Raw genomic sequence first — 19,623 nt, 5'->3', positions numbered from 1 at the left:
GCAGGTCATGACCGAACACGTGCAGCCCTTGTGATTGGGGTTACAAAAGACAAGAGTACCTGATACTCTGCGTATCGTGAACACCGAACAGGACATCGATGACCGCGAAAGGTCGCCGTCTCCGGCAAGCAACCGGGACGGACGAGTTGCGCGATGGGACTCGCACCGCCGAGTACGTCGCCGTCAACTCCTGCGCGAGGCTCGGAAGGCCATCCACAAGCTCGGACCGCAAGCTTCGATGGAAGAGATCGCACAGCATTCCGGAACCTCAAAATCCGTCTTCTACAGGTACTTCACCGACAAGGCCGGCCTGAGCCAGGCTCTGGGAGAGTTTCTGCTGGCCGGCATCGAACCGAAGATCGCTCAGGCGGCCAAGAGCGGTTCGACGCCGCAGGACGTCGTCGAACGAATGATCGATGTGTATCTGACGATGGTCCAGCGCTCGCCGGCGATCCACGAATTCGTGACCACTCAAGCAGGACTCGGATGGTCGAGGACCACGAACGACGACGCTCCGACGGCGTCGTTGGGGCACTTCGCCGACCACATTGCCGCGCTCCTCATCTCGTCTCTGCGATCGGTCCCCCACAGTTTTGAGGCGACGTCGATGGACGACGAGCTCATGCTGGACTACTGGGCCAGGGCCGTCGTCGGGATGGTCAACTCCGTGACGGAGAAGTGGAGCCGCGCGAATGCACAGGGAGACGGTCCCTCGCGGGAAGTCGTGGTGTCCCGGCTGACCCAGTGGATACTCATGCCGCTCCAGTACGGGCCGTGAGCCGTGGCCATCGAACCAACACGAACCAATACACTTCAGAATTTCGACCACAGGAGGAACCATGCCGCTCAATGACAACGTTGCGCCTACGGCACAGGAGACCGAATCAGCGCCTCGGCACAAGGGCTCCCCGGAGCCGTCGTCCCAAGGACCGGTCGAGGAGATCAGTCCGGTTCAGGATCCCCACGGCACGGAACGGATCGACGTTGAGGCAATCCACGATGAGCTCATGGGCAAGTGGCAGGAGATTCGCCAGACGACTCGGGACATGATCGAGGACCCTGCCCTGCACAAGGACGAGACTGCGTCGTACCAGGACCAGAGGAAACGCGTCCTGGAGCAGCTCAAGATTCTGGTCGACCAGGGAGCAGTGCACCGCGCCTACCCCGAGTATGTGGGTGGCCAGGAGAACCCCGGCGGAAACATTGCCGGATTCGAAGAGCTCGTGGCCGCGGACCCCTCGCTGCAGATCAAGGCCGGAGTGCAGTGGGGCCTGTTCGGTGCCGCGGTTCATCAGCTGGGATCCGAAGAGCACCATCGGGCGTGGTTGCCCGACATCATGTCGTTGAAGACGCCGGGAGCCTTTGCCATGACGGAGATCGGTCACGGCTCCGACGTCGCCTCGGTCGGGACCACCGCGACCTTTGACCCGGACACGGACGAATTCGTGATCCATACTCCATTCAAGGCGGCGTGGAAGGACTATCTGGGCAATGCGGCCCAGGACGGCGTGGCAGCGGTCGTCTTTGCGCAACTCATCACTCGCGGCGTGAATCACGGCGTGCACGCCTTCTACGTACCGATTCGTGACGAAGAAGGATACAACCTCCCCGGGGTCAGCTCCGAGGATGATGGCCGCAAGGGCGGCCTCAACGGAATCGACAACGGACGCCTGGCTTTCGACCACGTCCGGATTCCGCGGTTCAATCTCTTGAACCGGTACGGACAGGTCTCCGAGGACGGGACCTACACCTCTCCCATCGACTCCCCCGGCCGGCGGTTCTTCACGACCCTCGGCACCCTGGTGCAGGGGCGTGTTTCCTTGGACGGATCGTCAGTCAATGCCGCCAAGATCGGGCTGAGCATCGCCATCAGGTACGCCTATGAACGGCGCCAGTTCTCTTCGGGCGGAGACAGCGAGGCCACGCTGATGAGCTACCAGCTCCATCGGCGCCGGCTCCTGCCGTTGCTGGCTCGCACGTACGCGCAAGCCTTCGCTCACCACGATCTGCTCGAAACCTTCGACGGTGTGTTCTCCGGCCGGGAGGATACCCCGGAGAACCGGGCCGAGCTCGAGACCCTGGCGGCCGCCCTCAAGCCCATGTCCACGTGGAATGCTCTGGAGACCCTCCAAGTGTGCCGCGAGGCGTGCGGCGGATCGGGGTACCTGACCAAGAACCGGTTCACGTCCCTGTACCAGGATCTCGATGTCTACGCGACGTTCGAGGGCGACAACCATATTCTCTTGCAGCTGGTGGCCAAGCGTCTGCTCGGAGACTATTCCAAGGAGTTCGCGGGCCTCGATTTCGGGACGATCACGAAGTACGTGTCCTCGCGGGCCGAAGATCTGGCGGTCAACAGGACCGGGCTCCGCCGGGCCGCACAGATCATCCAGGACACCGGAGGAAGCAAGAAATCGGCGCAAGCTCTCAAGGATCCCAAGATCCAGCGGGATCTCCTGGGCGACCGGGTGCACACCCTGATCTCCGAAGCAGCCGATGCCCTGCGCCCGGCGAGGAAGATGCGTCCGGAGGTCGCAACCAAGCTCTTCAACTCCCAGCAGGTCAAACTCATCGACGCAGCGCGCTCGCACGCCGAGCTGTTGCAATGGGAAGCCATGACCGAAGCGGTCGGCACGATGGAAGGCAAGACCGCGGAGGTCATGACGTCTCTGCGAGACCTGTTCGGCCTGACCCTGATCGAGCAGAATCTCGGCTGGTACATCTCCTATGGCCTGGTCTCGACGCAACGAGGCCGTGTTCTCGGTGAGTACATCAACAGGTTGTTGGACAAGATCGAGCCGTATTCGCTGCAACTCGTGGAAGCCTTCGGTTACAAGCAGGCCCACCTGCGTGCGGAGATCTCGAGCGGCATCGAGGCCGTGCGCCAGGCCGATGCCGAAGAGTACTACAGAAAGCTGAGGGCGTCCTCGGATGCTCCGATCGATGAGAAGACGCTCAAGAAGATGAACCGAGGAAAATCGAACAAGGGTTCGGCGCGGAAGAAGCGCTGACGGATTCCCTGACTCACCACGGAGCGGGCCGTCTCTGCGCAGGCGGCCCGCTTTCGTGTCCCTCGTCCCTGGCCGAATGACCCAGAACACTTTTGCCACCTATACTTTGATGGTGCGCAACGACAATCTGACTGCCGAAGAAGCCCGCTTCCGTTCCGATCTCCTCGAGGTCGACAGGTACGACGTCGACATCGACCTCACCCATGCCGCAGACCCGTCGATGCAGGCCTTTCCTACCTCGACGACCGTCACCTTCCGTGCCGACACGGAAGAAACGACGGAAGCGGAAACGTTCATCGAGTACATCCATCACAGCGTCGACTCCGTTGAGCTGAACGGGCGCAGACTGCGCGTGTCCGACGTCGTGGAAGGCAGCAGGATCCGGCTCCCCGGGCTGGCCCCGACGAACACCCTCACCGTTCGTGGGCGTTCCCTCTATTCCCGATCCGGGGAAGGCCTGCACCGATTCATCGATCCCGAGGACGGGCGCACCTACCTGTACACGCAGTATGAGCCGAGTGACTGTCGACGGGTGTTTCCTGCCTTCGAGCAACCGGACCTCAAGGCGGTGTTCCGCTTTTCGATCACGGCGCCCGAGGACTGGACGGTCGCGTCGAATACCGAGATCGTCTCAACCCACGAGGACCCGGCGACACCGGGTGTCAGCAAACGAGTCTTCGCTCCGACCCTGCGCATGTCGACCTACATCACCACGCTCCTCGCGGGCCAGTACCACACGGTCAGCGCGCTCCACCGGCCCGACAACGATCGCTTTGAGCAGACCACGATGTCCCTGTACTGTCGCGCATCGATGGCCGTTCACATGGAATCCGATGCGATCTTCGACCTGGTATCGAAGGGGCTCGACTTCTTCCAGGAACTCTTCGACTACCCCTATCCGTGGGGAAAGTACGACCAGGCCTTCGTTCCCGAATACAACCTGGGTGCCATGGAGAACCCGGGGCTGGTGACCTTCACCGAGGCGTACCTCTTCCCGGGAGGTTCGACCTTGGCCCAACGCGAGGGACGTGCCAACGTGATCATGCACGAGATGTCGCACATGTGGTTCGGCGACCTCGTGACGATGCGCTGGTGGTCGGACCTGTGGCTCAAAGAGTCCTTTGCCGAATTCATGGGGGCGCTCGCCGCCGAACGAGCCTGCGGTTTCGAGGAATCCTGGGTCACGTTCGCGCACCGCAGGAAGGGTTGGGCCTACACCCAGGACCTCTATTCGACGACTCACCCCGTGGTTGCCGACATTACCGACGTCGAGGCGGCGAAACAGAATTTCGACGGAATCACCTACGCCAAAGGCGCGGCCGTCCTCAAGCAACTGGTCGCATTCGTCGGTTTCGACCGATTCGTGAACGCCGCCCGCACCTACTTCTCCCGCCACGAGTTCGGGACGGCCGAGTTCTCCGACTTTCTGGACGTCCTCGAGGAAGCGTGCGGACGGGATCTGCGTGAATGGTCGCGGGCGTGGCTGGAGACCGACGGCGTCACCACGCTGACGTACGCCCCGCAACCACACGTCCTGGAACAGCGGCTTCCCGATTCCGTCTCGGAATCACTCGGCCGCCCTCACGTGCTCACCATTGCGTCCTTCCGACTCGAGGGCGGCGTCCTGCGCGAAACCGCCGAGCAGTCCATCGAGATCCCCTCGGGGCCCGAGGGCATGTCGACGCCGACGGATGAGGTTCCGCCCGTAGAAGCCGGGTCGGGCATCGTGCTGGTCAACCGGGACGACAAGACGTACGCGCTGACCTCGTTCGGTGAGGATGAGCTCCGAACGGCTCTCCTCCACGGACACACGCTCGCCGCCCCCATCGATCGTGCCGTTCTCGGCAGCGCCCTGTGGAGCATGGTCAGGAGCGGAGCGCTCAACCCGCGCGATTACACGGCCCACGTCGAGAAGGGGCTGGGCGCCGAACAGTCCGCAACGTTGCTCGATACGATGCTCCTCCATGCCGAAACGGCGCTCCTGGTGTACATGTCCCCCACTGCGAGGCACGAACCGCTGAGCGCTTTCGCCACAGCGGTCGCCGAGCAATTGCCGCTCTGCGAGGAAGAGAGCGACAGACAGAGTATCCTCGCCCGTCACGCACTCATCCTGGCGAGGCATGATGTTCGGCTGCAACGGTTCGCACAGGAACTGGTGGACTTTGCCGAGAAGAATCCTGAGCAGCCTCGCTGGAACGGACTGAGTCTGAGCGACGAACTGGTCTGGTCGGCCAGGACAGCCCTCGCGGCCCACGGTGCCCTGACCCGAGAAGACATCGAATCCTCTCTGGGGTCCACGCCCAGCCAGCATGCTGCCCTCGGGGCAGCCAGATCCCGCGCTGCCCAGCCCCACGCGGAGGACAAGAGGCGCGCCTGGTCCAGCATTTTCGACGACGATCTCTCCAATGACCTCCTCTCGGCCTCCGCCAGCGGATTCCGCATCGGGCCGTCGTCGCTCCGCACGGGTCTGGCCGAGGATTACTTCGCTCGCCTGGAGGATGTGTGGCAGAAGCACTCGATCGGTATGGCCACGCGGATCATCAATGGCCTGTTCCCGGGGCCGGATGAGGACGTCGACGCCGTGGCGGGTGCAGAGACCTGGCTCGCGGAACACGGCGATGCCCCTCGTGCGCTGCGGCGGGAGCTGACCGAGAGGCTCCAAGATGCCCGACGGGCCGCCAGCATCCGATCGACTTGGGAGTGAGCCCAAGTCCCACAACAGCGACTCCGATATGGAAGTCTCGTGTCAAGAGCAACACGACATGCGCTTCTCAAGGGCCAATACCGGTGCCACGGCGGGAAACTGTGAGATTCTTGTACAAGTTGCTTCGAGCACCAAGGGACGTTGGAGGAGTTTCGCCGTGACAGAATACGCGCTCAATGATCGTGGATCCCTGGAGCTTGTCACAGAGGACTATTACGACGCCGAGATTCTGCGTTTGTTCGAGAACTATCGCCTGGACCGGGAGCAGGTCGTGGACTCGGTGGCTCATCTGGTGCCCGAACCCGATAACCCCCATTCCCCGGACAGCGTCGCGATCTGGGTGAATGGTCACAAGGTGGCACGGATGACCCAGGAGGACTCGGAGCGATACTGGAAGCCTCTGGCACGCATCGTCGTCTCCGGATATGTGCCGGTGGCGCCGATCCGCTACTGGGCCACCCTCCGTCGGGACAAGGGGCAGGTTCGTCTCGAGACCAAGGCCGTTCTTTCCGTGTCCCGGCCCGAACTCCTGTTCCCGATCAACACGTCGCCCACTCGGGCCGCCTTGCTCCCCCAGGGCCCGAGCGTCAAGGTTCTGAACGAGAACGACCACGCCGAATACCTCCACGACGTCCTGCCGGTCTCCGGTGAGGGACGAGTGATTCTGACGCTCGAAGCCAACCGGCACAAGCTCGCCGATGGCAGCGAAGTGGATACCGTGGACGTTCTGCACGATCGCAGGATCGTCGGCCGTCTCAGCACCCAGATGTCCGAACAACTGGCCCCAGTGGTTCGGTATGCCTTCGAGAACAACAAACTCACGGCCGTATGGGGCACGATCCGAGGCAGTTCCTTCGAACTGTCCTTGACCGTCCAGGCCGTTCGGGCGGAGGACCTCCCTCGGTCCTGGTACCTGGATCTGCCGAACTCCCTGCCCCAGCTCAGGCCGAAGCAGGATTACTACGAACTGGATCCTGCCTTCGTGCCGTCGGATGCGGAAGAAGATCCGGATCTGCGGCGTCCGCCGAGACCCGGCGAGGAACCGTATCGGGCGTATCCCTCCACGCACGGCAGTACCGCCATGCGCGGTCCGGGGAGCTCGCTGGGCAATGATTCCCGCGCGTTGCTCGGCCTCGGAATTCTTGGTGCCCTGATCCTGGTTTTGGGCATCGTGTGCGTCTTCTTCAAACCGGGCCTGGGGGTCGTGGCGATCATCGTCGGAGCGGTTCTCGGCCTGGCTGGACTCTATTTCGGTCGCTTGCGCACACCGGCACGGCTGGACGAGGACTTCACCTATGACGAGCCGGACGACGACGTCGACGATGACGAGCTGGACCCGGCCGATCAGGACGTGGACGACGTCGGCTCCTCGACCGACGATGCGGACGAAGATCCGTCGCTCCATGGGTCCGCATCCTTCGAGGACGACGAGGAGTACTTGGCCGAGGACACCGAGAGCTTCCCGGAAGACGAGGTCGAAGAATTCGACGTCGACGAGCCCGGGACAGAAGCATACGAAGACGACGAGTATGCCTTCGAGGAGAACGACGGTTACGAAACCGTAGGTCAGGACCAATACCACGCGACACACCGCGACCCCAGGGACTGACGGTTTTCCATGCTTGAACGGGCAAGGACCCGTGCCGATCGGCTGATGCAGATCGGCGAGGTCTTCGTCAAACACGGGCTGGGCTTCCTCGTCCAGGGGCTGGGCGGTCCGTTGGCTGGGTCGTTGCGTCGCGTCCGGAGGTTGGATCCTCAGGCCCGCCACACCCAACCCGAGCATCTGCGCATGGCCCTGGAAGAGTTGGGCCCGACCTTCATCAAGGTCGGCCAGTTGGTCTCAACGCGCCAGGATCTCCTGCCGCCGGCATACACGCGTGAGTTGGCCAAGCTTCAGGACGATTCGTCCCAGATACCGTTCGCTGAACTGGTCAATGCGCTCTCGGGCCAGCCGGAAGAGGCCATGCTCGAACAATTCGCGTCCATTGATGAGCAGCCACTGGCCACCGGGTCAATAGGCCAGGTCCACGCGGGTGTTCTGCGGGGAGAACAGGTCGTGATCAAGTTCCGGAAGCCAGGGGTCCTGGAGGACGTCCAGCAGGATCTCGACATCATCTCGGACATCGCTGCGTTGTTGAGCCGCTATGTACCTATCGCCAAGCAGTACGACGTCGTCGAACTGAGCCGACAATTCGCCCGCACGCTTCGGGAAGAACTCGACTACACGATCGAGGCCACTTACTGCGACCGTTTCGCAACCTACTTCGACGACGACCCCGAACTGCACATCCCCACGATCTTCTGGGAAGCCACGACCTCGAGCATGCTGACCCAAGAGCGAGTCAGCGGTATCAAGATCAGCGATGTCGAACAGTTGGAGGCCAACGGGGTCGATCGGCATCGGCTCGCGGTGAATGCAACGGGCGCGATGTGCAGGATGGTCTTCGAATTCGGCTTGTTCCACGCGGATCCTCATCCCGGGAACCTTTTCGTGCGGCCCGACGGGACGATCAATCTCATCGATTTCGGCATGTGCGGCGAGCTGGACGACGAGTTCCGGGACAACATGCTCCCCCTCTTCATCGGGCTGACGACGGAGAACGCGCGCCAGTGCAGCAGGGCCGTGGTCCGGTTGACGAATTCGCACGGTCGGAACGTCACGCCCCAGGAAATCGAGCCGGAGATGGCGCGGCTCCTGAGCCACTACTCGGGGCAGAGCCTCGATGATCTCAACATCGGCAAGGTGCTCGCGGACGTCATGGCGATGCTGCATCGCCATCAGCTCAGCCTTCCCCCGGAAGCGGCGCTTCTGATTCGCATGATCGCCACGGCCGAGTCACTCGGCGAATTGATCGATCCTGAATTCGATTTCATCGCCGTGCTCTCCCCCTACGCGTCCGCTTTCGTGACGAGCAGGATATCCCTCGATGCCCTGGCGAAACGATTGTCTTCCTTGACCCGGGAAGCCGTGGAGTTCGGCGTCGAGGTGCCCAGTTCCTTCCGGAAAATCATGGGCGTGATCGAAAACGGCGGCTTCGACGTGCATTTGCGCGCCGACGAGCTCGAAGAGCTCATCGACCGGGTCGAGGTCGTGGGCAACAGGCTCGTGGCCGGCGCGGTCCTGGCCGCCGTGATCAATGGGTCGGCCAAGGTGATCTCCTACCAGCCTGATCGGTTCAGGCACTGGCAGTCTCTCCTCATCGGTTCAGGCGCAGGAAGTGCCGGTCTGCTCGGTGGGTATCTGCTGAGCACCGCGGGGCTGAGGCTCCGCAGACCGGGGCGGCGTCGTCGCCTGCGGAGCCTTTGAATCGACTGATTCAGTCGGTGCCGACGCTCTTGGAGTAGTCCTCCATGGTGCCGTCCTTCATGGCCTTGCCCAACTTGTCGACAGAGTCCTGGTCGAGGTTCACGATCGATTGGCCGTCGGGAGACCAGCCGGTTCCCGAGTTGGGGAGGGTCATCATTTTCATGTTCCGAAGACCATTGGGCCCCATTTTCATGGCGATTTTGGCGGCACGCGTCGAGCTCAACGAATCATCGACCTGCATGAAGGGCGAGAACTTCTTGACCAGATCGTTGACCTTGGCCGGGTTGGCGAGCGTCTGGGGGCTGCCGATTTCCTTCAGCACCCCGCGCATGTACGCGCGCTGGTCCCTGACACGCTGGTAGTCGCCATCCGTGAAGCTGTACCTCTCCCTGACGAAGGTGAGCGCTCGATCACCATCCATCTTCTGAGGACCTTGTTCGAAGGTCTCTCCGTCACCATTGGTGAATCCGACCGGGACGTCGACCGTCACGCCTCCGAGCGCATTGGTCAGATCCCTGAAGCCCTCGAAGTTGATGCCCGCGACATTGTCGATGCGGGTGTCGAGCATGTTCTCGATGGTCCTGACCTCGAGCGGCACGCCTCCGAGATCCAACGCAGCGTTGATCTTGGCTTGTCCGTGACCCGGGATATCGACCCAGGTGTCCCTCATGATCGAGATGATGTAGGCCTGTCCCCCGTCGTCGGGAACGTGGAGGAGCATGATGGTGTCGGCCCGTTCGCCGGACACATCGGCTTCGTCCTTTTCGCCCTTGCGGGAGTCGCTACCGAGCAACAGAACGTTGTAGGCCCCGGTTTCCGCCGGACGATCGTCGTCGTTGGGCAGTGCATTGCTGAACTTCTGTGTGCCCGCATCGAAGTTGTGGGCAAGGTTGGCGAAGTAGGCGCCGACCGCGATCACGGCGACGAGCAGCAGCGACCCGGCGATCCCCATGGCGACCAGACCTTTGCGGCGCTTCTTCCTGCGACGCGGCCTGGGCTGTTCCTCGTGGTCCATGAGGTCGTTCGAGAGCGACATGGGCTGACTCCGTGGGGTCGTAGGGCATACTGTCTCGGGCTTCTCTGAATTTTAGCCCGAGCGCATACAAAAGGTGCCGGGAATCAAATATGATTCCCGGCACCTCTCGGTGTGGCAGACCCTTACTTGCTGGTCTTGCCGAAGTTCTTGAAGCGAGCGTTGAAGCGCTCGACACGGCCGGCCGAGTCCATGATGCGCTGCTTGCCCGTGTAGAACGGGTGGGACTCGGAGGAGATCTCGACCTCGATGAGCGGGTACTCGTTGCCGTCTTCCCAGGTCTCCGTCTTGGAGCTGGTAGCGGTCGAACGGGTCAGGAAGGTCTTTCCGGACGCGAGGTCGCGGAAGAGAACCGGATGGTAGTCCGGGTGGATATCGGTCTGCATAATGTGCCTCTTCTGTGGACTGGATTTTGCCAGGCCCTGGGTCTTGGGATGAATGAGCTCGGACGCCGGTCATTGCGACGCCGCAACTCGGCCGTCGAGGACCGACGACCAAACCACGCTACCACGGAGAGCCCTCGGGCAGAAGGAATCCGCGAGCCAAGCCCGTGTAACTCGCGTCTCGCCGTTAAAACGGTTGGTCTACTGGGTCGCATAGAACGCGACCGCCGAGGCGGCCGCCACGTTCAAGGAGTCGACTCCGTGGCCCATGGGGATCATGACCGCCTCATCCGCTCCGTCAATCGTGGTCCGGGACAGGCCGTCCCCCTCCGTGCCCAGAATCAGGGCCAGTCTCTCGGGGTTTTTCCGCGCGAGCTCACCGATCGTGATCGAGTCAGGGGTCAGAGCCAGGGCCGCGGTCGTGAATCCGAGGCTTCGAAGCTCCTGGAGGTCGGCGGGCCAGTCCCCCAACCGAGTCCACGGCACCTGGAACACCGTGCCCATCGAGACCCGGATCGACCGGCGATACAGGGGGTCCGCGCACCGTGGAGTGGTGAGGACCGCGTCCACACCCAGTGCGGCGGCGGAACGGAACACGGCGCCCACGTTGGTGTGGTCAACGATGTCCTCCAGGACCGCGATGCGCCTCGCACCGTCCAATATTTCCTCGAGCGGCTTCGGCTCAGGCCGCCGCATGACGGCCAGAGCTCCCCGATGCAGGTGGAAGCCGGTCAGCGCCTCCAGAACATCGTCGTCCGCAACGTACGCGGGCGCGTGAGGGTGCGAGCGGAGCACATCCTCGAGATCGGCCGCCCACTTGTCGGACGTCAGGAAGGACAGCGGCTCATGGCCGGCGTCGAGCGCCCGGCGCACCACCTTCGATGACTCAGCGATGTAGACGCCCCACTCGGACTCGCGGGAGGTGCGCATCCGCACGTCCGTCAGACCTCGATAGAAACGAAGGTCTCTGAGCACCCGGTCTTCGGAACGCCCGTCCGACGCGGAGAGCTGTTCGCCCGAAACCCGGACCACGCTCGGAATCGTGCTGACATGTTCCCGGCGGCGGGCCAGATCGGCCGGGGAGTACTGGGGATTCTTCATCACGGATCCAAGATTACTTGCGCTCTTCGTCAGTCGAAGAACACCATTTTGACGATCGCGGCCAGGCCCAGAACAACGATCACGATGCGAAGAGCCACGGGCTTCATCCGCCGGCCGATCTTGGCGCCGACCAGGGACCCGACCATCGAGCTGATGGCAATCAGAAGGACGACCCACCAATCGATGCGATCGAAGGCGAAGAGCAGGTACGAGATGCCGGCGATGAGGTTGACCGCGGCGACGAGGACGGTCTTGATCGCGTTGGAGCCTTGCAGCGAGGCCATCAGGAAGACGCCGAGGATCCCCAGCAGCAAGACACCTTGGGCCGCAACGAAGTAACCTCCATAGACTCCGGCGAAGAACACCAGGGCGTACAGGATGATCGGCTGCTTCTGGTCGTCGTTATTGGGCACGCCCGAACGTTCCTGGCGCCGGCGCACCGCGGCCTGCAGCTTGGGTTGGAAAATCACGAACAACAGAGCGACCCCGATGAGCACGGGGCTGATGGCCTCGAAAACCGACTCCGGCAGGTGAAGCAGCAGGTAGGCGCCGATGATCCCACCGACGAGAGAACAAGGAATGAGTTTCCACAGGGTCCTGCCCAGACCCTGCAACTCCTTGCGATAGCCCCAAGCACCGGTGAAGTTGCCGGCAATGAGGCCCATCGCGTTGGAAATCGTCGCCGTGACCGGCGGAACTCCCATGGACACCAGGACCGGGAAGGTCACCAGTGTGCCCGACCCGACGATGGTGTTGATGGCCCCCGCCCACAGGCCTGCGACCAGGATGATTCCTATTTCGAGAGGAGTCATGAATGCGCGGCAAAGGCCGTGTAACGGCCACCGATCTTGGTCAGCTCCAGGGGCATTTCGTATGCGGTGGAGAGATTCTCGCTGGTCAGGACCTCATCGATGGGCCCTTTGGCCACGATGCGACCGTGATTGAGCAACAGCATGTGCGTCAGGCCCTCGGGAAGCTCCTCGATGTGGTGAGTGACCAGAATAGTTGTGGGCGCCTGCGGGTCCCTGGCCAAGTCCGTCAATCGGGAAACCAGGTCCTCGCGGCCAGCAATGTCCATCCCGGCCCCGGGCTCGTCCAAGATCATCAGTTCCGGGTCGGTCATGAGGGCCCGTGCGGTCAGCACGCGTTTGCGTTCACCATCGGATAAGGAGCCGAACGTGCGGTCGGCCAGGTGTTCGACACCCCACTGGCCCAAGAGTTCGGACGCCCGTTCGTGATCCATCTGATCGTAGCCTTCACGCCACCGACCGGTGACGCCGTAGGCCGCCGTCACGACGACGTCGCGCACCGTTTCGCTCCGGGGAATCTGCTGGGAGATGGCACCGGATGTCAGACCGATGCGAGGCCGAAGTTCGAAGACGTCAACGGCCCCCAGGATTTCGTCGAGGATATCCACCATCCCCGTGGTCGGGTGCAGTCGGGCGGCGCAGACGCTCATCAACGTGGACTTGCCGGCACCGTTCGGACCGAGAACGGCCCAGCGCTCGCCCTCATTGACGGTCCAGGTGATCCCATCGATCAATCGGTTGTTCGGCCCGCCTCGGACGACGGAGACGTCGACCAACTCCAAAACTGCACTCATACTCACGACCTTAAGCCACGGACCTGCCCTCGAGCCAGCTGTGACGCATCGACCGGCGCGTCACCGGATGCCCTGGGCTTATGCCGCGAGGGGTTCATAGGATGGACACCATGAGCACAACTTTCCGCGTCGTGGCCCTCGCACCGTCCCCCCAAACAGACGACCATCGGTCTCTGTACTCGTTCGTGGAGCGTTCGGGCGCCAGGATTCTGAATGCCTTGTCCCTGACTTCGCCCTCGGTGCAGCAGGTCGAAGCCGACGGCACACGGATTCCGCAGGCGGCGGGGCCTGCCTACACCGCGGTACTGATCGACGTCGCGTGGAAGAACGATCTCGCGGAGTTGCGGCGCACGTTGCGGCCGGATCCCCTGGACCAAGCCGTGAGCGGTTACGACATCAACGTGGTCGATCCCGCCCTACGCGGCGCCGACAAGCTCATGCTGATACTGGACGCCGATTCGACGCTCTTGTGCCAGGAGGCGATCGACGAGCTTGCCGAACGGGCTGGGGTCGGGCAACACGTCGCGGAGGTCACGGAACGGGCCATGCGAGGCGAGTTGGACTTCGCCGAGTCACTCCGGGAACGCGTGTCGACCCTCGAAGGACACCCCGAGGACGTTCTGGGCGAAGTCTCCCGCGCTTTGACTCTGACACCGGGAGCGAAGAACCTGGTCGACGCTTTCCACGCGCGTGACTTCCCGGTCTGTGTGGTTTCCGGCGGTTTCATCCAGATACTCGAACCCATTGCCCGTCAGCTCGACCTCGAATATGCCCGCGCCAACCGCCTCGACGTCGCGGACGGGATGCTCACCGGCCGGGTCACCGGGCAAGTCGTCGATGCGCACGTGAAGCAGACATCTTTGCGACAGTGGGCCAAAGAGTACGGCGTCGGACCCAAGAATATTGTCGCCGTGGGCGATGGGGCCAATGACCGTTTGATGCTCGACGCCGCTGGGCTCGGCGTGGCCTTCAACGCCAAGGACGCCCTCCGCGGCACGGCTGACGCCCAAGTCAACATCCCGCGGCTCGATGCCGTGCGTCACTTCGTGGACCTGTAGAAGAGAAGTCCCGGCACAACGAAAGGGCGGGCAACGGGCCGTTGAGGCCCGGTTGCCCGCCCTTTCGCGCCTTGGGAGGGAAGCGTTCAGTCCACGAATCCTCGTGCGCCACCCACGAGTTCCACGTGCCCGGTGTCGACGTCGGCGGTCACCATCGCGGCCACCTCTTGGGCGAACTCCTCCACGGAGTAGAGCTTGCCGGCCTCGCTGCGTCGTTCGTCGAGGGTTCCGGGGCGTGCACGGTTCAACAGGGTCGCGGTCACGGTGCCCTCAATCATGTCCCCCGAGACCACCACGAATTCGATGCCCTTCTCGGTCAGGGCCGGGATTTCGTCCGTCAGGGCATCCTCGCCTGCCCTCTTGGATCGCGCGACGGCCTCGTATTCGGGCATCGTCTCGACATCGTTGATGAAGTGGGCCTGGTGCGAGGTCACGTAGACGATACGAGAACCGGGCTTCATGACCTCGGCGGCCGTACGCATCAGATCGAGCTGCGCATCGCGGTTCAGGCGGAGTGCGTAGTCCTCCCCCAGATCCGTCTCCATTCCGCCGGACGCGTTGAGCACCAGGATGTCGAGACCGCCGAAGGCCTCGACCGCGGCATCGACCAGGTTCTGTACGTCGCCGTGCTGGGTGATATCGGCTCCGACGGCCACCGCTCGACCGCCCGCTTCCTCGATCTCCTTGACTACCTTGTTCGCTCGGGGAGCCTTCTGTCGGTAGTTGACGACGACGCCCGCGCCCTCACCAGCGAGGATCTTCGCCGTATCGGCTCCGACCCCGCGGGAGGATCCCGTAATGATGGCGGACTTGTTGTCCAACGTGCCCATGATGTCCTTTCGACTCGTCGCAACGCGTTCGGTTGCGGTTTCTCGTGCTGTCCGACGCGACCTGCGCCGTGAACCTTTTCGGGTCAGTGACCCATCCCGACGCCGCCGTCGACGGGGATCACGGCGCCGGTAATGTAGGCGGCCTCGTCGCTCGTGACCCAACGAACGGCCCGAGCAACTTCCTCGGGTCGGCCGAAGCGGTGCGCGGGGATGGCGTCCAAGTACTTCGCCTGAGTTTCTTCGGGAAGAACCGCCGTCATGTCCGTGTCGATGAACCCCGGGGCCACCACGTTGGCCGTGATGTTGCGGGAACCCAGTTCGCGACTCAACGACCGTGCGATCCCGACGAGGCCTGCCTTGGACGCGGCGTAGTTGATCTGGCCCGGGGAGCCGTAGAGGCCGACGATCGAAGAGATGAGAACCACGCGCCCGAACTTTTTGCGCAGGAACCCTTTGGCGGCTCGCTGGACCACGCGGTAGGCGCCCGTGAGGTTCGTGTCGACGACGTCGGTGAAGTCCTCTTCCTTCATGCGCAGCAGAAGGGTGTCTCGGGTGACGCCTGCGTTGGCCACCAAAATCTCGACCGGCCCGTACTCGGCCTCGATCTGTGTGAAGGCCTGGTCAACGGACGCGGAGTCCGTCACATCGGCTTGGACCGCAAAAAATCCTTCCGGAGCCTCCCCGGACCGGTATGTGACACATACCCGGTGACCTTGCTCACGATATGCCTCTGCGATGCTGCGTCCGATGCCCCGATTTCCGCCCGTGACCAGAACGGTCCTGGGTACGAATTCGTCCCCGGAACCCGCCGTCGTGTTCTCTGCTGTCATGCTGTCCTTCCGGATCGATCCAGCCAAGCAGCTGGACGTGGCCTAGTCTTCCCAGTGGTTCATCCTATCGGAGACCCCTTGGGCCCCAAGAACACCTGGCCCGCCCGAAAATGCCTCGGTCGGGCACGCTCGACCTTGACCGGGGTGGAAGAATGGAATCAACTGCAACGACCCATCGATCGACGGTTTCAGGAGGGACCCATCATGCCTCGACGCGGCCATCAGCACGTCCCTCAGGAAGAGACCGAGGATCTCCACACGATTACCGAAGCTCAGGCTCCGCAGAGCGAAGGCATCGATCACCGCATGAAGCGGTATGCACTGCAAATGGGCCTGCGCATTGTCTGTCTGATCATTGCCGTCGTCTTCGACGGGTGGATCCGGTGGGTTGCGGTGGTCGGCGTCGCTGTTCTGCCCTGGGTGGCCGTGGTTCTGGCCAACGGCAATGATCGAGCCGAGGTCAAGGACGTTTCCTACGTCCCAGGGGCGACTCCGCGCGAACTGATCCCCGGCAAGGACTACGACGAAGAACAGGGCTCATCCGCGACGTCGGACCATGAGGACTCCCAGGATTCGGAGCATCAGGACCATGCGGAGAACGACACGCGGACAGCCGACTCGGACGCCGGATCGCGGGACGCCCCCATGTATGAGGACGAAATCATCGAGGGCGAGTTTCGGACCGGACACCACGGTCACCACCACTGACCGCAGTCGCCATGATCATTCGAGGAACAAGGAGCGTTGAGTGGATCTCGATGACCTGATGGGAACATCCGCGGCACCCGACACCCCGATGTGCTCGCGCAAGGGTTGCACGAGAGATGCCTCATTCCGCATCGAATGGAACAATCCCAAGATCCACACACCCGAACGGCGTAAAGTATGGCTGGCGTGCCAGGAACACCGGGATTGGCTGGCGGATTTCCTCAGGGCACGCGGGTTCCTGAAAGACGTCGTGCCGTTCGAGGACACGCACGACTGACCGGGCTCGTCCGGAGCCCATACGAGAAAGACCTTTCGTGTACAAATTCCTTCTGTCCGGCAAGTGGATCGGCGCGTTCATCCTGTGCATTCTGTTCTCGCTGATCTGCGTCTACTTGGCCGGATGGCAGATGGATCGTAAGGAAGCGTTGGACTACCGAAACAGCCGCATCAGTCAGAACTACAACGCCGAACCCGAATCTTTCGATCAGGCCGGCAAGTATTTTTCCGATTACACGTCCAGCAAACAGTGGACCCCGGTGTCCATGAAGGGCAGCTATCACCCGGAGGACCAGAAGCTGGTCCGGAACAGACCGCATGACGGCAGCGTCGGTTTCGAGGTCCTGGTCCCCTTCACCACCACGAGCGGCCAGACGGTGCTCATCGACCGTGGCTGGGTGGGATCCGGAGATTCGAACGCGGCGCCCAAGTCCGACGTTCCTGCCCCGCCCGAGGGCGAGATCCAGCTGACGGCTCGGCTCCAGGCCGGCGAGGCCGACACCGGCAAGGGTGCCCCCGAGGGGCAGATCGCCTCGATCAATCTGAAGGACTTCGCGAAGGACCTCTCCTATCCGATGGCCGAGTCCGGATACGGGATCATGGCCTCGGAGGATCCGGCTCCCCCGACGTCTCCCAGTGCCCTCGGCGAACCCGAGCAGGACGCGGGGCCGAACCTGTCCTACTCCATGCAGTGGTACGCTTTCGCGATCCTGGTCTACGTGGCCTACGGGTGGTGCGCGCGACAGAAGGTCCGCAATGATCGTCTCGATGCGCAGCTTGCGGCGGAACTCGAGCAGTATTACGGGCAGTTCTACGACGAGCAGGGCCGCTATATCGGCGACGTCGACGAGGCGATCGTGCTGCGTCAGATCGAGATGATGGACGACATGCCCTCCCACATGAAGGCGATCGTCCGACCGAAGCCCCCGCGCCAGCGCAAGCACGTCACCGACGAAGAACTCGAGGACGCCTACATGGACGCCCTCGAGCGGGATCGCGCATCACGCGCGGAAGACTCCGGGCGAGGCCCTACGCCAGGGTGATCAGGTCCTGGTACTCCTTGGTCCAGTGGTCCTCGATTCCGTCCGGAAGCATGAGGACCCTTTCCGGGGACAATGCTTCCACGGCGCCCTCATCGTGGGAGACCATCACGATCGCGCCCTCGTAGGTCTTCAGCGCGTTGAGGATCTCCTCGCGGCTCGCCGGATCCAGGTTGTTGGTGGGCTCGTCCAGCAACAGAACATTCGCGCTCGAGGCGACCAGGGTTGCCAGGGCCAGACGGGTCTTCTCCCCGCCGGAAAGGACCCCCGCAGGCTTGCTGACGTCGTCGCCTTGGAAGAGGAAGGACCCTAGAATGGTCCTGACCTGAGTGTCCTGAAGATCGGGAGCGGCGGTTCTCATGTTCTCCAACACGGTCCGGTCGGCATCCAAGGTGTCGTGCTCCTGCGCGAAATACCCGAGCTTGAGCCCGTGGCCGGGCTCGACCTGGCCCGAATCAGGCTCCGTCACGCCCGCAAGCATACGCAACAACGTGGTCTTTCCGGCGCCGTTGAGCCCCAGGACCACGACTCGCGAACCACGGTCGATGGCCAGGTCCACGTCATTGAAAATCTCCAACGATCCGTAGGACTTCGACAGACCGCTCGCTCGCAGCGGCGTTTTGCCGCAGGACGTCGGTGCCGGGAACCGGATGGCAGCGACCTTGTCATGGGCCTGTTCCGGCTCGACTTCCCGCATCAGGCGCTCGGCGCGCTTGATCATCTGCTGTGCCGCGACGGCCTTGGTCGCCTTGGCCCGCATCTTGTTTGCCTGCTCCATGAGCGCGCCGGCCTTCTTCTCGGCATTGGCCCGTTCGCGCTTGCGCCGGTGCTCGTCCTGCTCGCGCTGCTGCTGATAGTGCTTCCAGTCCATGTTGTAGACATCCACGGTGGAGCGCATGGCGTCCAAGTAGAGGACCTTGTTGACCACGAGCTCCATGAGTTCGACGTCGTGGCTGATGACCAGAAGTCCGCCCTGGTAGTTCCTCAGGAACTCGCGCAGCCACTCGACGGAGTCGGCATCCAGGTGGTTCGTCGGTTCGTCGAGGAGCATCGTGTCGGCATCCGAAAAGAGGATCCTGGCCAGCTCGACGCGCCGCCGTTGACCGCCCGAGAGCGTCCGCAGGGGTTGTTGGAGGAGCCGGTCGGGCAGGTTGAGGTTGTGCGTGATGGTTGCCGCTTCCGACTCCGCCGCGTAGCCGCCGCCGGAGATGAACTCGGCCTCGAGCCGGTCATAGGATTTCATCCCCTTGGCCTGGATCTTCGGGTCCTCCGAAGCCATTTGGTCCTGGGCCCGACGCATCCGTCCGACGACGCCGGCCAAGCCCCGCGCCGAGAAAATGCGGTCCTGCGCCGTCTGCTCCATGTCCTCGACCTTGGGGTCCTGCGGCAGATACCCGATGCTCCCGCTTCTCGAGACCTCACCGTCCGCCGGCAGAGCCTGACCGGCCAAGACCTTGGTCATGGTGGTCTTGCCGGCACCGTTGCGCCCGACGAGGCCGATCTTGTCGCCCTTGTTCACCCGGAAGTTCACCTCGTCCATGAGGAGACGGGCGCCGACGCGCAATTCGAGGTTGGAAACGGTAATCAATGGAGTGAACGGGCCTTTCGAAAAGTCAGGGAAGGAGGAGTGTTTGCGTCGAACGCCGGCTCATTTGCCACGACGAGCACGCACATCCTTTCCATACTACGGGACAGCGCGCCATCACGAACCCTTCCGCCGACGTGAGACGAGGAAC

At 62.8% G+C, this 19,623-nt stretch carries 17 protein-coding genes; 9 read left to right on the top strand and 8 right to left on the bottom strand.

The window, feature by feature from the left end; translation table 11 throughout:
- The first annotated feature begins 76 nt into the window (after positions 1 to 76).
- The 5 genes from EWU68_RS03140 to EWU68_RS03120 all read left to right on the top strand — a co-directional run bounded on the left by EWU68_RS03140 (position 77) and on the right by EWU68_RS03120 (position 9,025).
- Positions 77 to 778: a TetR/AcrR family transcriptional regulator gene (locus EWU68_RS03140; protein WP_162421347.1), complete on the top strand. Its 702-nt coding sequence runs from the start codon at positions 77 to 79 to the stop codon at positions 776 to 778.
- A 61-nt stretch (positions 779 to 839) separates the two neighbouring features.
- Positions 840 to 3,011 carry an acyl-CoA dehydrogenase family protein gene (locus EWU68_RS03135; RefSeq protein ID WP_129314364.1) on the top strand — a complete coding sequence of 724 codons (2,172 nt, stop codon included), beginning with the start codon at positions 840 to 842 and terminating at the stop codon, positions 3,009 to 3,011.
- Positions 3,012 to 3,087: 76 nt separating this feature from the next.
- Positions 3,088 to 5,715 (top strand): aminopeptidase N, encoded by a 2,628-nt coding sequence (gene pepN / locus EWU68_RS03130; RefSeq protein WP_238692274.1) that lies wholly within the window; start codon positions 3,088 to 3,090, stop codon positions 5,713 to 5,715.
- A gap of 157 nt (positions 5,716 to 5,872) precedes the next feature.
- Positions 5,873 to 7,324, top strand: a complete 1,452-nt coding sequence (locus EWU68_RS03125) for a hypothetical protein (RefSeq protein ID WP_156265290.1) — start codon at positions 5,873 to 5,875, stop codon at positions 7,322 to 7,324.
- 9 nt (positions 7,325 to 7,333) lie between these two features.
- Positions 7,334 to 9,025 carry an ABC1 kinase family protein gene (locus EWU68_RS03120; protein ID WP_129314363.1) on the top strand — a complete coding sequence of 564 codons (1,692 nt, stop codon included), beginning with the start codon at positions 7,334 to 7,336 and terminating at the stop codon, positions 9,023 to 9,025.
- Between the two features lie 10 nt (positions 9,026 to 9,035).
- Here the strand turns inward: EWU68_RS03120 and EWU68_RS03115 are convergent, their stop codons facing one another.
- The 5 genes from EWU68_RS03115 to EWU68_RS03095 all read right to left on the bottom strand — a co-directional run bounded on the left by EWU68_RS03115 (position 9,036) and on the right by EWU68_RS03095 (position 13,145).
- Positions 9,036 to 10,061 (bottom strand): LCP family protein, encoded by a 1,026-nt coding sequence (locus tag EWU68_RS03115; RefSeq protein ID WP_129314362.1) that lies wholly within the window; start codon positions 10,059 to 10,061, stop codon positions 9,036 to 9,038.
- 122 nt (positions 10,062 to 10,183) lie between these two features.
- Positions 10,184 to 10,444, bottom strand: coding sequence for a type B 50S ribosomal protein L31 (locus EWU68_RS03110; RefSeq protein ID WP_129314361.1), 261 nt, complete (start codon positions 10,442 to 10,444; stop codon positions 10,184 to 10,186).
- Between the two features lie 198 nt (positions 10,445 to 10,642).
- Complete coding sequence (locus EWU68_RS03105) at positions 10,643 to 11,542, bottom strand: TrmH family RNA methyltransferase (RefSeq protein WP_129314525.1); 900 nt, start codon at positions 11,540 to 11,542, stop codon at positions 10,643 to 10,645.
- 29 nt (positions 11,543 to 11,571) lie between these two features.
- On the bottom strand, positions 11,572 to 12,354 hold the full coding sequence (locus EWU68_RS03100) for a sulfite exporter TauE/SafE family protein (protein ID WP_129314360.1): 783 nt from the start codon (positions 12,352 to 12,354) through the stop codon (positions 11,572 to 11,574).
- The gene (locus tag EWU68_RS03095) at positions 12,351 to 13,145 is read right to left on the bottom strand and encodes an ABC transporter ATP-binding protein (RefSeq protein ID WP_129314359.1); all 795 of its coding nucleotides are present in this window, start codon (positions 13,143 to 13,145) and stop codon (positions 12,351 to 12,353) included. Before EWU68_RS03095 ends, EWU68_RS03100 begins: the two co-directional genes overlap by 4 nt.
- A gap of 110 nt (positions 13,146 to 13,255) precedes the next feature.
- On the opposite strand from EWU68_RS03095, the gene serB reads away from it, so the two are divergent.
- The gene (serB, locus tag EWU68_RS03090) at positions 13,256 to 14,203 is read left to right on the top strand and encodes a phosphoserine phosphatase SerB (RefSeq protein ID WP_129314358.1); all 948 of its coding nucleotides are present in this window, start codon (positions 13,256 to 13,258) and stop codon (positions 14,201 to 14,203) included.
- Between the two features lie 86 nt (positions 14,204 to 14,289).
- On the opposite strand, the gene EWU68_RS03085 is transcribed toward serB, so the two are convergent.
- Together EWU68_RS03085 and EWU68_RS03080 are read right to left on the bottom strand one after the other, a co-directional pair.
- The gene (locus tag EWU68_RS03085) at positions 14,290 to 15,033 is read right to left on the bottom strand and encodes an SDR family oxidoreductase (RefSeq protein WP_129314357.1); all 744 of its coding nucleotides are present in this window, start codon (positions 15,031 to 15,033) and stop codon (positions 14,290 to 14,292) included.
- An 83-nt stretch (positions 15,034 to 15,116) separates the two neighbouring features.
- Entirely contained in the window at positions 15,117 to 15,863 is a 747-nt protein-coding gene (locus tag EWU68_RS03080; RefSeq protein WP_129314356.1) for a beta-ketoacyl-ACP reductase, read from the bottom strand.
- 204 nt (positions 15,864 to 16,067) lie between these two features.
- Here EWU68_RS03080 and EWU68_RS03075 point away from each other — a divergent pair, with 204 nt between their 5' ends.
- Genes EWU68_RS03075 through EWU68_RS03065 form a run of 3 tightly spaced genes read left to right on the top strand, consistent with a single transcriptional unit; the run spans position 16,068 to position 17,890 of the window.
- Positions 16,068 to 16,571, top strand: a complete 504-nt coding sequence (locus EWU68_RS03075) for a DUF3099 domain-containing protein (protein ID WP_129314355.1) — start codon at positions 16,068 to 16,070, stop codon at positions 16,569 to 16,571.
- Positions 16,572 to 16,611: 40 nt separating this feature from the next.
- A complete protein-coding gene (locus EWU68_RS03070; RefSeq protein WP_420852865.1) occupies positions 16,612 to 16,848 on the top strand; it encodes an acetone carboxylase in 237 nt (78 codons plus the stop codon).
- 37 nt (positions 16,849 to 16,885) lie between these two features.
- Entirely contained in the window at positions 16,886 to 17,890 is a 1,005-nt protein-coding gene (locus EWU68_RS03065) for an SURF1 family cytochrome oxidase biogenesis protein (RefSeq protein WP_238692273.1), read from the top strand.
- On the opposite strand, the gene EWU68_RS03060 is transcribed toward EWU68_RS03065, so the two are convergent.
- Positions 17,877 to 19,475: an ABC-F family ATP-binding cassette domain-containing protein gene (locus EWU68_RS03060; RefSeq protein WP_129314354.1), complete on the bottom strand. Its 1,599-nt coding sequence runs from the start codon at positions 19,473 to 19,475 to the stop codon at positions 17,877 to 17,879. The genes EWU68_RS03065 and EWU68_RS03060 overlap by 14 nt on opposite strands.
- Between the last annotated feature and the right edge of the window lie 148 nt (positions 19,476 to 19,623).

Source organism: Rothia koreensis (genome assembly GCF_004136575.1).
Lineage (GTDB): Bacteria > Actinomycetota > Actinomycetes > Actinomycetales > Micrococcaceae > Rothia > Rothia koreensis.
Note: the sequence above shows the minus strand (reverse complement) of the source record. Positions and strands in the feature narration are given on the sequence as shown.

Bases quoted from the DNA above. Each gene is read 5' to 3' on its own strand.
- EWU68_RS03135 (WP_129314364.1), top strand. From the start codon at position 840: ATGCCGCTCAATGACAACGTTGCGCCTACGGCACAGGAGACCGAATCA.
- pepN (WP_238692274.1), top strand. From the start codon at position 3,088: ATGACCCAGAACACTTTTGCCACCTATACTTTGATGGTGCGCAACGAC.
- EWU68_RS03120 (WP_129314363.1), top strand. From the start codon at position 7,334: ATGCTTGAACGGGCAAGGACCCGTGCCGATCGGCTGATGCAGATCGGC.
- EWU68_RS03115 (WP_129314362.1), bottom strand. From the start codon at position 10,061: ATGTCGCTCTCGAACGACCTCATGGACCACGAGGAACAGCCCAGGCCG.
- EWU68_RS03110 (WP_129314361.1), bottom strand. From the start codon at position 10,444: ATGCAGACCGATATCCACCCGGACTACCATCCGGTTCTCTTCCGCGAC.
- EWU68_RS03105 (WP_129314525.1), bottom strand. From the start codon at position 11,542: ATGAAGAATCCCCAGTACTCCCCGGCCGATCTGGCCCGCCGCCGGGAA.
- EWU68_RS03100 (WP_129314360.1), bottom strand. From the start codon at position 12,354: ATGACTCCTCTCGAAATAGGAATCATCCTGGTCGCAGGCCTGTGGGCG.
- EWU68_RS03095 (WP_129314359.1), bottom strand. From the start codon at position 13,145: ATGAGTGCAGTTTTGGAGTTGGTCGACGTCTCCGTCGTCCGAGGCGGG.
- serB (WP_129314358.1), top strand. From the start codon at position 13,256: ATGAGCACAACTTTCCGCGTCGTGGCCCTCGCACCGTCCCCCCAAACA.
- EWU68_RS03085 (WP_129314357.1), bottom strand. From the start codon at position 15,033: ATGGGCACGTTGGACAACAAGTCCGCCATCATTACGGGATCCTCCCGC.
- EWU68_RS03080 (WP_129314356.1), bottom strand. From the start codon at position 15,863: ATGACAGCAGAGAACACGACGGCGGGTTCCGGGGACGAATTCGTACCC.
- EWU68_RS03075 (WP_129314355.1), top strand. From the start codon at position 16,068: ATGCCTCGACGCGGCCATCAGCACGTCCCTCAGGAAGAGACCGAGGAT.